This is a genomic window from Mycobacterium sp. IS-1742 (assembly GCF_001500125.1).
Classification (GTDB): Bacteria; Actinomycetota; Actinomycetes; order Mycobacteriales; family Mycobacteriaceae; genus Mycobacterium.
In genome coordinates, this window is record NZ_LQIV01000021.1 from 1 (window position 1) to 15,145 (window position 15,145).

Annotated in this window: 15 protein-coding genes; 8 read left to right on the forward strand and 7 right to left on the reverse strand. The window is 70.1% G+C overall.

What is annotated here, in order from left to right:
• A partial coding sequence (locus AU196_RS13850) for an Hsp70 family protein (RefSeq protein WP_059095657.1) occupies window positions 1–1,504 on the reverse strand: 1,504 nt, incomplete at its 3' end.
• An 82-nt stretch (window positions 1,505–1,586) separates the two neighbouring features.
• On the opposite strand from AU196_RS13850, the gene AU196_RS13855 reads away from it, so the two are divergent.
• Entirely contained in the window at window positions 1,587–3,101 is a 1,515-nt protein-coding gene (locus AU196_RS13855; RefSeq protein WP_059095658.1) for an FAD-dependent oxidoreductase, read from the forward strand.
• 12 nt (window positions 3,102–3,113) lie between these two features.
• Here AU196_RS13855 and AU196_RS13860 read toward each other — a convergent pair whose 3' ends face one another.
• The gene (locus AU196_RS13860) at window positions 3,114–3,821 is read right to left on the reverse strand and encodes a DUF3159 domain-containing protein (RefSeq protein WP_059095710.1); all 708 of its coding nucleotides are present in this window, start codon (window positions 3,819–3,821) and stop codon (window positions 3,114–3,116) included.
• Window positions 3,822–3,927: 106 nt separating this feature from the next.
• On the opposite strand from AU196_RS13860, the gene AU196_RS13865 reads away from it, so the two are divergent.
• Window positions 3,928–4,386, forward strand: a complete 459-nt coding sequence (locus AU196_RS13865) for a nuclear transport factor 2 family protein (protein ID WP_059095659.1) — start codon at window positions 3,928–3,930, stop codon at window positions 4,384–4,386.
• Between the two features lie 4 nt (window positions 4,387–4,390).
• Here AU196_RS13865 and AU196_RS13870 read toward each other — a convergent pair whose 3' ends face one another.
• The 3 genes from AU196_RS13870 to AU196_RS13880 are packed head-to-tail and all read right to left on the reverse strand — an operon-like array spanning window position 4,391 to window position 6,498.
• The gene (locus AU196_RS13870) at window positions 4,391–5,044 is read right to left on the reverse strand and encodes a L,D-transpeptidase family protein (protein ID WP_059095660.1); all 654 of its coding nucleotides are present in this window, start codon (window positions 5,042–5,044) and stop codon (window positions 4,391–4,393) included.
• A 30-nt stretch (window positions 5,045–5,074) separates the two neighbouring features.
• A complete protein-coding gene (locus AU196_RS13875; RefSeq protein ID WP_231737570.1) occupies window positions 5,075–5,905 on the reverse strand; it encodes an SRPBCC family protein in 831 nt (276 codons plus the stop codon).
• A complete protein-coding gene (locus AU196_RS13880) occupies window positions 5,905–6,498 on the reverse strand; it encodes a helix-turn-helix domain-containing protein (RefSeq protein WP_059095661.1) in 594 nt (197 codons plus the stop codon). Before AU196_RS13880 ends, AU196_RS13875 begins: the two co-directional genes overlap by 1 nt.
• Window positions 6,499–6,560: 62 nt before the next feature.
• Here AU196_RS13880 and AU196_RS13885 point away from each other — a divergent pair, with 62 nt between their 5' ends.
• Window positions 6,561–8,051: a bifunctional phosphatase PAP2/diacylglycerol kinase family protein gene (locus tag AU196_RS13885; protein ID WP_059095662.1), complete on the forward strand. Its 1,491-nt coding sequence runs from the start codon at window positions 6,561–6,563 to the stop codon at window positions 8,049–8,051.
• Here AU196_RS13885 and AU196_RS13890 read toward each other — a convergent pair.
• Window positions 8,005–8,667 carry a phosphatase PAP2 family protein gene (locus AU196_RS13890; protein ID WP_059095711.1) on the reverse strand — a complete coding sequence of 221 codons (663 nt, stop codon included), beginning with the start codon at window positions 8,665–8,667 and terminating at the stop codon, window positions 8,005–8,007. The genes AU196_RS13885 and AU196_RS13890 overlap by 47 nt on opposite strands.
• A gap of 47 nt (window positions 8,668–8,714) precedes the next feature.
• On the opposite strand from AU196_RS13890, the gene AU196_RS13895 reads away from it, so the two are divergent.
• The 5 genes from AU196_RS13895 (at window position 8,715) to cysC (ending at window position 14,329) form a co-directional block, all read left to right on the forward strand.
• Window positions 8,715–9,197: a hypothetical protein gene (locus AU196_RS13895; protein WP_059095663.1), complete on the forward strand. Its 483-nt coding sequence runs from the start codon at window positions 8,715–8,717 to the stop codon at window positions 9,195–9,197.
• Window positions 9,198–9,276: 79 nt separating this feature from the next.
• Entirely contained in the window at window positions 9,277–10,674 is a 1,398-nt protein-coding gene (locus tag AU196_RS13900; RefSeq protein ID WP_059095664.1) for a sulfatase family protein, read from the forward strand.
• A 66-nt stretch (window positions 10,675–10,740) separates the two neighbouring features.
• Window positions 10,741–11,544, forward strand: coding sequence for a trehalose 2-sulfotransferase (stf0, locus tag AU196_RS13905; RefSeq protein WP_059095665.1), 804 nt, complete (start codon window positions 10,741–10,743; stop codon window positions 11,542–11,544).
• Window positions 11,541–12,461: a sulfate adenylyltransferase subunit CysD gene (gene cysD / locus AU196_RS13910; RefSeq protein ID WP_059095666.1), complete on the forward strand. Its 921-nt coding sequence runs from the start codon at window positions 11,541–11,543 to the stop codon at window positions 12,459–12,461. Before stf0 ends, cysD begins: the two co-directional genes overlap by 4 nt.
• Window positions 12,461–14,329: an adenylyl-sulfate kinase gene (gene cysC, locus AU196_RS13915; RefSeq protein ID WP_059095667.1), complete on the forward strand. Its 1,869-nt coding sequence runs from the start codon at window positions 12,461–12,463 to the stop codon at window positions 14,327–14,329. Before cysD ends, cysC begins: the two co-directional genes overlap by 1 nt.
• Here the strand turns inward: cysC and AU196_RS13920 are convergent.
• The gene (locus AU196_RS13920; RefSeq protein WP_059095668.1) at window positions 14,326–15,090 is read right to left on the reverse strand and encodes a trans-aconitate 2-methyltransferase; all 765 of its coding nucleotides are present in this window, start codon (window positions 15,088–15,090) and stop codon (window positions 14,326–14,328) included. The two genes, cysC and AU196_RS13920, sit on opposite strands and share 4 nt — an antisense overlap.
• Between the last annotated feature and the right edge of the window lie 55 nt (window positions 15,091–15,145).

The window sequence follows — 15,145 nt, forward strand, 5'->3', positions numbered from 1 at the left end:
ACGGCGGTGGTGGTGCGGGCGCGGGCGGTTCGGTGGTGACCGTGACGACCGGCGGCGGCGGCGCGGCCGACGGTTCCGGCTCGGGTGCGCCCGCGGGCAGGCGGGTGGTCTCGAACTCGGTGACCGGCGTGCTGTCGGTGGAGGTTCCGGTCAGCGCGTAGGCCACGCCACCGACGGCGATCGCCGCGACCACCGCCGCGGCGCCGAACGCCAGCTGCGGCAGGTGCCAGCCGCGGCGGCCGTCCTCCGGCTCGTCGGCGGGCAGGTAGTGCACGGCGGGCTGGGCGCCGGTGGCGGTGGGTGCGTAGGGGTTGTACGGCTCGTAGGTCTCGTCACCGGTGTAGGGCACCGGTTCGTCGGAGGTCGTGTCGTCCTGCGACCACGCCAGGGCGCGGAAGGTCGCCGACCCGGGCGCATCGTCGATCATCGCGGTGACCGGGGCGGCGGCGGCCATCCCCGTCGGGGCGTCCGCGGCGGCGCTGTACGCGGCGAACAGCGCCGCGCCCACCGCGGCGTCCAGCGCCGGTTGCGGCGTGGTGATCACGGGGACGCGGGTGTGCGCCGAGAGCTGCTGGGTCACCATCGGGGTGCTCGCGCCGCCGCCGATGGTGACGACCGCCGACACGCCCGCCCATCCGATGCGGGTCCGCTCGAGTGCCGCGTCGAGCGCGGCCAGCACCCCGGCCAACGGCTGCCGCATCATCTCCTCGAGTTCCGTGCGGGTGACACGGATCGTCGAGTGGTACCCCGGGAGTTCGGCGGCGACGTCCGCGGCGGTCACCGACGACAGTCGTTCCTTGGCCTCGCGGCACTGCGCCCGCAGCCGGGTCAGGGATCCGACCGCCGCGGTGCCCGCCGGGTCGACACCACCGGCGTCGCTGATGCCGGTCAACACGTGCGTGAGCAACGCCTGGTCGATCAGGTCGCCGGAGAATTCGGTGAACCGGGTGGTCTCGTCGACCGGCGCGAAGTTCGCGGCGGCGTCCGCCAGGGTGATGCCGGTGCCGCTGCCGCCGAAGTCGAGCAGTGCCACCACCCCGTCGGAGGGCAGGCCCGGGTTGGCGTGCAACGCGGTCAGCGAGGCGACCGCATCGGACACCAGGCGCGCCGGGGCACCGTTCGGCGCGAAGACGGGGTTGGTGCGCAGCGCGTTGCGCAGGGCGTAGACCGTCGAGGTGCTCCAGTGCGCGGGCACGGCGATCGCGATGTCGCCGACGGGCGCGGAGCCGGTGGCCTGGAACGCTTCGAGGGTCATCGCGTCGAGCGCCTCGACCAGCAGCGCCTCGGCGCGGTAGGAGGTGCCGTCCGCGGCGACCAGGGGTACCGGGTCGCCGACCCGCTCGACGAAACCGTCGAGGACCAGGCCGCGTTCGTCGGGCAGCCCGACCTGCGGCGTGCGATCACTGAACAGGCTCAGCGTCGAACGCCGTAGGACTGGGGGATTGCCGACGCGTGCCGCAACCAGGTTGGTGGTCCCGATCGACAAGCCCAACGGGTCGCTCATCGGGAGATCACCCTAGTGGCACCGTCGGCGCCGTGCCGGCAACCCCTCGTTTCGGCGGGTTCGCCGGGGGGAAAACCCCCGCATGACGTCACTCTGGCTGGCCGGCCGCCCCGAGCAGGCTCTCCCACCCGACCCTCTCGACGAAACCACCCGCTCTGCCGACGTGGTCGTCGTCGGCGCCGGGCTCACCGGGCTGATCACCGCGGTCCTGCTGGCCCGCGCGGGCCGCGACGTGATGGTGCTCGAGGCGTTCCGCGCGGGAGCGGGCGCGACGGGTAACACCACCGCCAAGATCAGCCTGCTGCAGGGCACCAAGCTGTCGAAGATCGTCGGCAAGCACGGCGCGGGCGTGGCGAAGAAGTACGTCGAGGGCAACCTCGAGGGTCAGGAGTGGCTGATCCAGCGCTGCGAGGCGCACGGCATCTCGGTGCAGCGCGAGGACGCCTTCACCTATGCGCAGTCGGAGAAGGGGCTGTCCGCGGCGCGGGCCGAACTCGAGGCCTGTCAGGCGGCGGGGCTGGGCGCCGAGTGGGTCGACAAGGACCACGGGGCCCACGTGCCCTTCCCGTTCGAGGGCGGTGTCCGGCTGGCCGATCAGGCGCAGTTCGATCCGATGCCGTTGCTGGACAGCCTGATCGTGGAACTCGACGAGCGGGGCGGCCGGCTGGTCCAGGGTGTGCGAGTGCAGCGGGTCTCCGGCACCGACGACGGCCTCACCCTGCACGTGCGGACCTCGGAGGGCCACGAGTTCGATGTCGACGCACGGCAGTGCGTGCTCGCCACGGGGATCCCGATCCTCGACCGCGGCGGGTTCTTCGCCCGCCTCAAACCCGCCCGGTCCTACTGCATGGCGTACAAGGTGCCCGGCGCCATCACCCGCGGTATGTACCTGTCCACCGACTCCCCCACCCGGTCGGTGCGGTACGCGCCGACCCCGGAGGGGGATCGGCTGATCGTCGGCGGGGCGGGACATCCGGTCGGCCGCGAGAAGCATCCGTCGTCGTCGGTGCAGGAACTCGACTCGTGGGCCAAACAGCACTATCCGGGTGCGATGCAGACGAACTACTGGTCCGCCCAGGACTACACGCCCGCCGACGAGCTGCCCTACGTCGGCCCCATCCTGCCCGGCCAGGACAAGATCTATGTGGCAACGGGTTTCGACAAGTGGGGCATGACCAACGGCACCGCGGCCGCGCTCGCCCTGGCCGGCAGCATCCTGGGCGGCCGGATGGACTGGGCGGACGCGTTCGCCAGTTGGAGCCCGCACGAGCTGTCCGGCATCCCGAAAGCGGTGCAGGCCAACGTCGAAGTCGGGATCAACCTGGCGAAGGGGTGGATCACGCCGGTGACGCGGATCGCCGACCGCACGCCGCAGTCCGGTGGTGTGGTGAGCGGGCCGCCGTGGGCGTTGGAGGCGCGCAGCGTGGTCGACGGGGTGGAGCATCGGGTCTCGCCGGTGTGCCCGCACCTGGGCGGCATCGTCAACTGGAACGACTCCGACGAGTCGTGGGAGTGTCCGTTGCACGGGTCGCGCTTCGCGCCGGACGGCACCCTGCTCGAGGGCCCCGCGACCCGGGATCTCACGAGATCGCTGTGACTACGACTGTGACTACGACGGGCCGGTGACCTTCGCCGGTTCGTCCGGGAAGACCTTGCGCATCACCGCCGAGCCGATGCTGCCCGCGACGATCAGCGCGATACCCAGCGTGTCCGGAATCTCGTCGGACACCCAGCCGACGATCCCGGTGATCACGACGAACGGCGGCGCCCAGTCGAACACTCGGGCCCACGACGCGTCGCTCTCCCCCGTCGCGTGCTCGGGGTAGAACTCGGTGAAGGCCCCGGCCAGGATCAGTGCCGCCAGGGGCAGGATCCACCCCAGCCAGAAGTTGTCGTTGTCCCCCAGCACGGCGTCACCGTAGGCGCCCGCCGCCGCGGACACCACGAAGGCACCCGCCCACACCGCCGAGATGACGTAGTTGATCCGGAGGAAGACGGGGCTGTCCCAATGTTCGGGCGGGGCAGTGTCTTTGGCGTAGGCGAGGGTGAACGGACGGCGGATCAGCAGCGTGACGATCGCGAATGTCGCGAGCGCGATGTTGCTCAGTTCGCCGGCCCACAGCGCCAGCGATTCGATGGCGTGCTCCGAGGCGACGAGTCCGAGGATCACCAGCACTGCGAAGAACGCGACCCCGAACGCCTCCAGCGCGTGCACCGGCACACCGCGGCGCTTGCCCACCCACAGCGTGAGGAGGGCGAGTCCCAGTGCGGCGGAGGCGGCCTCCTCGAAGCGGCCGGGACCGACGACTATCGCCATGAGAATCCACGGCGCGAGCCCCGAGAACGGTGACCTGACGTAACCGTCGACCAAATTCATGCCCGGACTCTATGCCGGGTACGGCGGTTGTGCTGCAATGTCGGCCATGGGCGACATCGACGAGATTAAGAACGTGAAATACCGGTATCTGCGCGCGCTCGACACCAAGAACTGGGCCGAGTTCGAGGACACCCTCACCGAGGACGTCGAGGGCGACTACGGGGAGTCGCTCGGCGAGGACCACCGGTTCACCGACCGCGACGCGCTGGTCTCGTTCATGAGAACCTCCCTGGGACCGGAGGTGATCACCGAGCATCGCGTCGACCATCCCGAGATCGTCGTCGACGGCGACGAGGCGACCGGCACCTGGTATCTGCAGGACCGGGTGATCGCGCCGGATTTCAACTTCATGCTGATCGGCGCCGCCTTCTACCGCGACCGGTACCGTCGCACCCCCGAGGGATGGAAGATCTGCGCCACCGGGTACGACCGGACCTACGACGCCAGCATGTCGTTGGAGAACCTGGGATTCAAACTCAAACGCGGTCGCGCACTGAACCTGTAGAGCATCACTTCGAGATCGCGATCACCGCGCCCGGCCGCAGCCACCGCATGATGTCGACCAGCGTGGCGTCGTCGATGGCCACGCATCCGGCGGTCGGTCCGCCGTCGGTGGAGTGCACGAAGAACGCGCCGCCGTTGCCGGGGACGCGCGCCTTGTTGACGCCCATCACCACCGCGTGCCGGTACTGCGGGATGTCGAGGTTCTCGGTGCCCGCACTCAGCGATGTGTCGAAGCGGCACTGCTCCTTCCTGCACACCTGCATGGTGTTGTAGGTGGGGCTCTTCATATCCCCGTCCCACCAGTGGTCGGGCCCCACCTGGACGTAGGGCAGGCCGCCACCGGGGTTGGGCTCGGTGCCGAACGCGAAGTCGAGCGTGAACACCCCCATCGGCGTCTTCATCTCGCCGTCGTGGGTCTGCGGCGCCATACCCTTCGCGCCGATGAAGGCGGGAATGCCGACGCCGATCGGCTGCCAGCCGGCCGCGGTGCGCTGGTACACATCCATCTTCGCCGTCGAATCACCCACGCCCACAACGGAGATCACCTGAGTGGCCGCCCCGACCGACGAGGCGAACCACGGGCCCGCGGCAGGCGCCGCCGGGGAACCGGCGACCAGGCATACCGCGACGGCGCACAGCAGGCTCAACAGTCGGCGCATCCCACCCATCCTGAGCGGGCGGCCTCTCGGTTACGTCAACGTACGGACACGATCGGGTCGCGACCCGAGCACCCCGTCGAGCCACTGCGACCACACCTGCTGCTGCGCGGCGGCCGTATCGGCGGCGGAATCACCGTAGAGGTACAGGCACACCATCGCCCGCATCTGCTCACCCATCGGGTACGCACCGACGACCGCGACACCCTGGCCGGGGCGATCGAGCCGCAGCATCACCCGGCGGGCTTGCCGCGTCTGGTCGACGCGTTCCACCACACCGCCGAATTCAGGTGTCCGCGAGGATGCTTCGGCACGATCTCCCACGTCGACACCCGCCAGCCCGAGCTCGCGGGCCCGCCGGGACCAGCCGTCGGCGACATCGCCCGGATACTCGGCCATCACGCGGACCGGCGCGGCGGGGCAGCCGGCGAAGTCATGCAGGTAGAGCCGCAGGACGTCGAAGAATCCGGGCCAGCCGCCCTCGAACCCCTCGAGTTCGTCGTCCCAGTCGTCGGCGTCGGCGAACAGGCTGTGCACCATCCGGACCACGCACGTGCCGCCGCTGCGGCCGGTGACGGTGATCTCGGTCGCCAGCGGTCCGGGCGACCCGGTGCTGCTCCACTCGTGCTCTTCGTAGGTGAGCCGGCGCGGCGGCTCCCACCCGGTCACGACGCCGCGTTGCACGGCGCCCCCGCCGAAGTCGAAGTGGAGTTCGCCGCCGACGCGTTCCTCGACGGTCGTCGGGGTGAACCATGCGCTCATCCCCGGACCCGTCGCGATGGCGTCCCAAACCTGTTCCGGTGTGCCGGGTACGACCAGTTCCATCTCGACCCAGCGACGTCCGTCGTCTTTTCGTATCGGCATCACGCATCCTCCTCGTTCCTGGGCATCGGATAGGCGGCCAGCACCACTCGGTGCGCCCGGCCGTCGGGGGCGGTGTCGTCGTGATATCGAGCAGTCAGCGCGGCGACGGCGTCGGACAGCTCGCGGGTGAACTCGGCGCGGTCGGCCGCGCTGCGGAATCGGACGGTCGCCTCCAGGGACAGGGTGGCCAGTCGCTTGTCCCTGGCGCGCGCCTCGCGCCACAGATCGCCGACCTCCTGGACGGTCCGCGCCGCCAAGGCGATCAGGTAGCTCGCCGAGAGCCGGTCGCGGGATCGTCCGGGATCGGTGCCAGCGGCGCCCAGGGCGCCGGGCGACACCACATAGGACGAGGCGGTGGCGACCAGGAGGCGTTCGCGCAGGCCGCCCCACTTCCGTTCCCCCGCGATGGTCACGAGCTGGTGCTGTTCGAGTGCCCGGAGGTGGTAATTGACCTTTTGCCTGGCGATTCCGACGCGGGTGGCAAGCGTTGCGGCCGAGGCCGGTTCGGTCAGTTCCGCCAGCAACCGGCTGCGCACGGGGTCGAGCGCGACGACGGCCGCGGCGGGGTCGGCGATCACTTCCACATCCAGCACGGGGCCATCGTCATCCTTGACAAGAAGTTTTGTCAAGGGGGCCGGCGGCTACGTTGGCTGCTATGGACCTCCGCATCCGCCGCCGCGCCAGTGGCCTCCGACAGATCGGCAAGGGCCTCGGCAGCCTTGACCGGGAGGTCTTCGAAGCCGTCGCCGAGTCGCCCAGTCCCCTGTTGGACGCGACGATGCCGCGACTGACCAGGGCGGCCGACCATTCGAAGCTGTGGTTCGCCATCGCCGCCGGGCTGATGGCGGCCGGCGGGCCCAGGACCCGGCGCGGCGCCAACCGTGGCGTGCTGTCGCTCGCCGTCACCAGCCTCGTCGCCAACCAGGGCGCCAAACGCATCTGGAAGCGCGCCCGCCCGAGCTATCTGCCGGTGCCGCTCGCCCGCCGGAGCCGGCGGTTCCCGACGTCGAACTCGCTTCCGTCGGGCCACTCGGCGAGCGCCGCGGCGTTCGCGGTCGGTGTCGGTCTGGAGAGCCCGCCGATCGGATTGGGGCTGGCGCTGCTGGCCGGGCTGGTCGGGCTGTCCCGGGTGGCGACGGGCGCCCACTATCCCGGTGACGTGTTCGCCGGCTTCGGGCTCGGCGCCGGCGTCGCGGTCCTGGGCGGCCGGGTGGTGCCGCCGTCGACCCCGACGAAACTGCCGACGGCCGAACCGCTGCGCGTGCCCGCCCCGCCCCGGCCCGACGGCGCCGGCGTGGTGCTGGTGATCAACCCCGCCTCCGGCAGCGGCAGCGGCGCGCGCGTGGTGGACGAGGTGCGCGATGCCCTGCCGCGCGCCGAGATCGTCGAACTGGGCGAAGGGGACGACCTCCGGGAGGTGCTGCGGGAGGCGGCCGGACGCGCGGAGGTCCTGGCCGTGGGCGGTGGCGACGGGACGGTGGCCACCGGGGCGGGTATCGCCAAGGAGGCCGGGTTACCGCTCGCGGTGTTCCCGGGCGGGACGTTCAACCACTTCGCCAAGGACATCGGGTGCGACTCGGTCGCCCGCACGGTCGATGCGATCCGACGCGGCACGGTCGCCTGCGTGGATCTGGTGTGCCTCAACGAGGAGCACATGGTCATCAACACCGCCAGCATCGGCGCCTACCCGACGTTCGTGCAGAGCAGGGAGAAGCTCGAGCACCGGGTCGGCAAACCACTGGCCGGGTTGTACGCCATGTTCGACACCCTGCGACGCGGTGAACCGGTCCGCATCCACTACGACAACCGGACCCTGCAGACCTCGTTGTTCTTCCTGGGCAACTCGACCTACCTGCCGTCGGGTTTCGCCCCGGCCCAGCGGCACCGCATGGATGACGGCCTGCTCGACGTGCGGATCCTCGAGACCGGCCGGCGGTTGAGCCGACTGCGGATCCTGACCGCCCTGATGCTCGGCCGGCTGGAGCGCAGCCCGCTCTATCACGAGATGCGGGTGCCGGAGTTCACGTTCACCGCCGTCGACGGTCCGACGGTGCTGGCGTGCGACGGGGAGGTGGCCGCCGAAGTCGAGAAGGCCAGTTTCAGCGCGCAGTACCGGGTGCTGCCGGTGTTCCGTCCGTTGGACTGACGCGCGGCGGGTAGAGCAGCAGGCACAGCACGACATACGCGTAGCCGAGCGCCCAGCCGGCCACCACGTCGGAGGGGTGGTGCACGTTGAGCACCACCCGGCCGGCCCCGATCGTCGCGATGAGCACCACGCCGATCGCGATCGCCCAGCGCCGCGACGCCGGCGGCAGCAGGGGCACCAGCAGGACCAGGAACGCCGGCACGCAGACCATCAGCCCCAGGGCGTGGCCCGAGGGGAACGACGTCGACTGCGCCAACACCAGTGCGGTGGCGGGACGCTGACGGTCCGCGACCGCCTTGGCGAGCACCAGCAACAGACCCGACAGTTCGACGGTGAGCACCAACCACAGCGCGGTGCGGATGCGGCGCCGGACCAACGCGACGACGATGACGACGATGCCCACGAGCCGCAACACCGTCGGCCCCAGCACCGTGCAGTAGACGACCCAACCCGTCACCCAGCCCGGGTGGGCGGTGCCGAAGCGGTCGAGCGGTTCGAGGACGGCCAGATCGGCGTCGTACAACCACGCCCAGTGGGCGGCGTAGCCGATCCACAGCAACGCGAAGACGGCGGTGGCGAACACGGCCGAGGCGATCAGCCATCTCCGGTGGGGCACCACGCCTGTGTACCAGTCACCGGCGATGCCGTTTAGGCTGACTGCACATGGCCGTCTTTCTGCGCAAGTTGCTCCGCATCGGCAGGTTGCCCGACGAGATGCGCGCGGCCGCCGAGGCCGAGGGGATCCTGCACCTGTCCGAGTGCGTGCCGGTCACCCGCCGGTTCACCGGGTCCATCCCGGGCAAACGGGCGACGGGAAGCGTCTCCGGCTACACCGGCGCACTGGTGCTGACCCGCGAGCGGGTGCTGGCCACCCTTTCGACCGTCCCGGGTCTGGCCGGCCGCACCATCGACCAGCGCTGGGACGCCCCCGCGGACGGGCCGGTCAGCGTCGAGGTCGCCCCGGACGGGCTGCACTTCGAGGTCGACGTCAGCCAGGTGGACCCCCGATCCCGCGGGCACCTGTCGCTGCACTACAGAAGCGACATCGGTGACGACGTGCTCGCGGCGCTGCCGACCCGGTCGCTGGCGTTCCACGTTCCGCCGGAGTGGGTGTTCCGGGCCGTCGGGGTGCCGTACCGGCCGTGACGGGGAGCCCGACGGCGCGTCGATATCGCATGAGCCGAACACTTGCCGATGTGGCCGCAACCCGCTTCTGTGGGGCAGCGTGACCGGACCAGAACGCCTGACACCCGCACAGCGCGCCAACGTGCTGATCGTCCACTGGCACGATCTCGGCCGCTACCTCGGTGCCTACGGGCATTCCGACGTGCGGAGCCCCCGCCTCGACCGGTTCGCCGCCGAGAGCATCCTGTTCACCCGCGCGCACGCCACCGCACCCCTGTGCTCGCCGTCGCGCGGATCGTTGTTCACGGGCCGCTATCCGCAGAGCAACGGTCTGGTCGGGCTCGCGCACCACGGTTGGGAGTACCGCACCGGGGTGCGCACCCTGCCCCACATACTGAGTGAGAACGGTTGGCACACCGCGCTGTTCGGGATGCAGCACGAGACGTCATATCCGGCGAAGCTCGGCTTCGCGGAGTTCGACGTGTCCAACTCCTATTGCGAGTACGTCGTCGAGCACGCCACCGCCTGGCTGCGCGACGCACCGCCACAACCGTTCCTGCTGACCGCCGGTTTCTTCGAGACCCACCGCCCCTACCCACGCGAGCGCTACGAACCCGCCGACGCGGCCGCGGTCGAACTGCCCGACTATCTCCCCGAGGACGACGAGGTGCGCCAGGACCTCGCCGAGTTCTACGGGTCGATCACCGTCGCCGACGCCGCTGTCGGCGAACTGCTCGACACCCTCGAGGCCACCGGCCTGGACCGCAGCACGTGGGTGGTGTTCATGACCGACCACGGTCCCGCGCTGCCGCGCGCGAAATCCACGCTGTACGACGCGGGCACCGGCATCGCGATGATCATCCGCCCGCCGCGCGACGCCGCCGTCACCCCGAGGGTCTACGACGATCTGTTCAGCGGCGTCGACCTGCTCCCCACCCTGCTCGACGTGCTCGGCGTGGACATCCCCGACGACGTCGACGGACTGTCGCATGCCGACAATTTGCTGGGCGGCCCGGAGAAAAGGCGGGAAGTGCGCACTGCGGTGTACACGACGAAGACGTATCACGATTCCTTCGACCCCATCCGCGCCATTCGGACAAAAGAATTCAGTTACATCGAGAATTACGCGCATCGGCCGCTTCTGGACCTGCCGTGGGACATCGCCGAAAGCGCACCGGGCCGCATTGTCGGACCGCAGGCGAGCACGCCGAGACCCGAACGCGAACTCTACGATCTGCGCACCGACCCCACAGAACTGCACAACCTGCTGACATCGGAGAACAAGATCAACGCCGAGACCGTCGCGGGTGATCTCGCGCTCCTTCTCGACGACTGGCGGGTGAAGACCAATGACGTCATCCCGTCCGATTTCGCGGGTTCGCGCATTTCCGACCGATACACCGAGACGTATCTGCGAATTCACGCGCGGGTGGTGACCAGCCGGTCCGCGATCGCCGCCGAACGCGGCATCGAGGACGAGCGCCGAACAGCGCAATGAATAAACTCACCGTGAACGAAAAATCCGCATAGGCATCCCAATTGCGTTGCGGTTAGGCTCACGCGCATGCCTTCCCAGCCCTCGGCATATCTGGTCCTCGCGTCGCAGCGCAGCGGCAGCACCCTGCTCGTCGAATCGCTGCGCGCCACGGGCGTGGCCGGCGAACCGCAGGAGTTCTTCCAGTACCTGCCGAAGACCAGTCAGGCCCCCCAACCACGGGAGTGGTTCGCCGACGTGCAGGACGAGTCGATCCTGCGCCTGCTCGACCCGCTCGACGAGGGCAAGCCGGACCTCGCGCCGGCCCCCATCTGGCGGGACTACATCCGCACGGTCGGCCGCACCCCCAACGGCGTGTGGGGCGGCAAGCTGATGTGGAACCAGACCCCGCTGCTCCTCGATCGCGCCGCCGATCTGCCGGACCGCTCCGGAGACGGTCTGCTCGCCGCGATTCGCGACGTCGTGGGCAGCGAACCGGTGCTGGTGCACGTCTACCGGCCCGATGTCATCTCCCAGGCGGTGTCGTTCTGGCGCGCCGTGCAGACCCGGGTGTGGCGCGGACGCCCGGATCCGAATCGCGACGCCAGGGCCGAGTACCACGCCGGGGCCATCGCACATGTCGTGACGATGCTGCGCGCGCAGGAGGAGGGCTGGCGGAACTGGTTCGCCGAAGAGAACGTCGAACCGATCGACGTTCCCTATCCGGTGTTGTGGCGCAACCTCACCCAGGTGGTCGCCGACATCCTCGAGCGGCTCGGCCAGGACCCCCGGCTGGCGCCGGCGCCGGTGCTCGAGCGTCAGGCCGACCAGCGTTCCGACGAATGGGTGGACCGCTACAAGGCCGACGCACAGCGAAACGGGCTGCCGACATGACGACCACCGACCTGGACGCCCTGCGCGTCGACGAACTGCGGCTGCTGGAGGCCGAAGCCGTCCACATCATCCGCGAGGTGGTCGCCGAACTCGAACGGCCCGTGCTGCTGTTCAGCGCCGGCAAGGACTCCATTGTGCTGCTCCGGTTGGCGGAGAAGGCCTTTCGGCCTGCGCCGCTGCCCTTCCCGGTCATGCACGTCGACACCGGCCACAACTTCGACGAGGTGATCGAGTTCCGGGATCGCCGCGTCACCGGGCACGGTCACAAACTCATCGTCGCCTCGGTGCAGGAGTCCATCGACAGGGGCCGGGTGCCGGATCCCGGTCCCGGCGCGTCGCGCAACCGCCAACAGACCCGCACGCTGCTCGACGCGCTGGAGGAAGGCGGTTTCGACGCGGCGTTCGGGGGCGCCCGCCGCGACGAGGAGCGGGCCCGCGCCAAGGAACGCATCTTGAGCTTCCGAGACGAGTTCGGGCAGTGGGATCCGCGGGCGCAGCGCCCCGAGCCGTGGTCGCTCTACAACGGCCGCATCAAGAGGGGCGAACAGGTCCGCGTCTTCCCCCTGAGCAACTGGACCGAACTCGACGTGTGGCGCTACATCCAGCTCGAGGGCCTCGAGCTGCCGTCGATCTACTTCGCCCATCGGCGTGAGGTCTTCGCGCGCGACGGCATCCTGCTCGCGGTGTCGCAGTACGCACAGCCGGACGACGGGGAGACCTCCGCCGTCGAGTGGGTGCGCTACCGCACCGTCGGCGATCTCACCATCACCGGGGCGGTGCGCTCGGAGGCCACCGACATCGCGCGGGTGATCGCCGAGATCTCCGCGGCGACGGTGTCCGAACGCGGTGAGACGCGCGCCGACGACCGCACATCCGTTGCGGCGATGGAAGACCGGAAACGCGAGGGCTACTTCTGATGAGCGCGCACAAGACCCGCCAGCTGCTCCGCATCACCACCGCGGGTTCGGTCGACGACGGCAAGAGCACGCTGATCGGCCGGCTGCTGCACGACACCGACAGCCTGCCGCTCGACCACCTCGAGGCCGTCACCGACGAGGAGGGGATCGCCGACCTGGCCGCGCTGTCGGACGGTCTGCGCGCCGAACGCGAGCAGGGCATCACGATCGACGTCGCCTACCGGTTCTTCTCCACCGAGAACCGCAGCTACATCCTGGCCGACACCCCCGGCCACGAGCGCTACACCCGCAACATGTTCACCGGCGCCTCCAACGCGCATGTGGCGGTGCTGCTCGTCGACGCGCGGGCCGGGGTGCTGCGGCAGACCAACCGCCACGCCCGTATCGCGAAGTTGTTGGGGATCGAGCACTTCGTCGCCGCGGTGAACAAGATCGACCTCGTCGACTTCGACGGGGACCGGTTCTCCGAGGTGTCCGACGAACTGCAACGGCTCTCGGCGCGGCTCGGCGGTCTCGACATCACGGTCATCCCGATCGCGGCCAAACACGGCGACAACGTCGTGCACCGCTCCGACCGCACCCCGTGGTACGACGGACCGACGCTGCTGGAGTACCTCGAGGGTGTGGAACTCATTGCCCCTCAACCAGAACCCGCCAGACTCCGGTTGCCCGTGCAGTGGGTGTCGCGGCCGACCGCCGAGCAGCGCCGCCGCTACACCGGCAGGCTGTCCGCGGGCACGCTGAGCGTGGGTGACACGGTGGTGAGCCTGCCGGCCGGCACCCGCTCGACGGTCACGGTCGTCGACACCCTCGACGACGACCGGCCGGTGGCGGTGGCGCCGCTGTCGGTCGCGATCGAACTCGCCGACGACATCGACGTCGGCCGCGGGGATGTCTTCGTCAGCGGCGCCGATACCGCGACCCTGCCCGTGCTCGCCCGCGAACTCGACGCGACGGTGTGCTGGTTCTCCGACGCCCCGCTGCGCGCCGGTGACCGGCTCGCCCTCAAACAGGGCACCCGCACGGTGCGGGCGACCGTGCAGGCCCTGCACAGCCGGCTCGACCCGGAGACGCTCGACGAGTTCGACAACCCGACGGAGTTGGTGCTCAACGACATCGGATCGGTGACGCTGCGCACCAGTTCGGTGGTGGTGGCCGACACGTACGCCGACAACCGGGACAGCGGCGCGTTCATCCTCATCGACGAGTCGAGCAACGACACCGTCGGCGCGGGCACCATCCTGGAGCCCCGCGAGGTCACCCCCGGCGCGCAGACCCGTAACGACATCCGTTGGCACCCTTCGTCACTCGATCGGCGACACCGCTGGTCGTCGACGGGACAGCGGGGCGCGACCATCTGGTTCACCGGGCTGCCCGCGTCGGGCAAGTCGACGATCGCCGTGGCGGTCGAACGCGCGCTCGTCGAGTCCGGGCAGGTGGCCTACCTCCTCGACGGCGACAACATCCGCCACGGCCTGTCGGACGACCTCGGGTTCGCCGCGGGCGACCGCGCCGAGAACATCCGCCGGGTCGGGCATCTCACGCGGCTGTTCGCCGACGCGGGTGTCGTCGCGCTGGCCTCGCTGGTGTCGCCGTTGAGGTCCGACCGGGAGATCGCGCGCACCCTGAGCGACGCGGCGAAGCTGCCGTTCCTCGAGGTGTACGTGGCCACCCCGGTCGAGGAGTGCGAGAAGCGCGATCCCAAGGGGCTCTACGCCCGCGCCCGCGCCGGAGAGCTGAAGGGGCTCACCGGTGTCGACGCCCCCTACGAGCCGCCCGAGGATCCGGACCTGGTGCTCGACACCACCGGCGCCGACATCGCCGACCTCGTCGCGCAGGTGATCGACCTGCTCGAGAGCAGGCGTTAACCGGTCCGCGCGACCACGAACACCCGCCGGAACGGGAAGAACGTCCGCCCGTCGGCACGCACCGGGTACGCCGCGTCGAGCAGCGGGATCAGCTCGGCGCGGAACCTGCCCCACTGTTCGTCGTCGAGCCGGCTCCGCACGGGCCGCAGCGCGGTGCCGGTGATCCATTCGAGCACCGGGTGCACCCCGGTCAGTTCGTGGATGTAGGTGGTCTCCCACGCGTCGACGGTGCAGCCCGCGTCGGTGAGCAGTTCGGCGTAGCGCGCCGGTGTCTCGACGACCGTGCCGACCCGGAACGGGATGTCGTGCAGCAGCGGCGCCCACTCATCGCGGTTCGCCAGCCGCCGTACCGCGTCGTGCGACGGGGCGTCGAAATTGCCCGGCACCTGCATGGCCAGCCACGATCCGGCGGGCAGCACGTCCGCCCACCGGGTCAGCAATTCGGGATGGTCGGGCACCCACTGCAGGGTGGCGTTGCTGAGCACCACGTCGGTGTCGGGCTGCGGCGACCAGTCGCGCACGTCGCCGACCTGCGCCTCGACACCGCGCTCGCGGGCGGCGGCCACCATCTCCGGCGAGTTGTCCCACGCCTCGACCGCCGCGGCGGGCCACCGCTGGTGCAGGGCTGCCGTGAGATTGCCTGGACCGCAACCCAGGTCGACGACGCGGCGCGGGTCCTCGGCGCCGATACGGGCCAGGAGGTCGAAGAACGGCCTGCCACGCTGATCGGCGAAGGACAGGTACACCTCCGGGTTCCACATGTGCCCAGTGTGCATCCAGGGCGTCGAGTGTGCCGTGAGGGCGGAAATCTCGCGG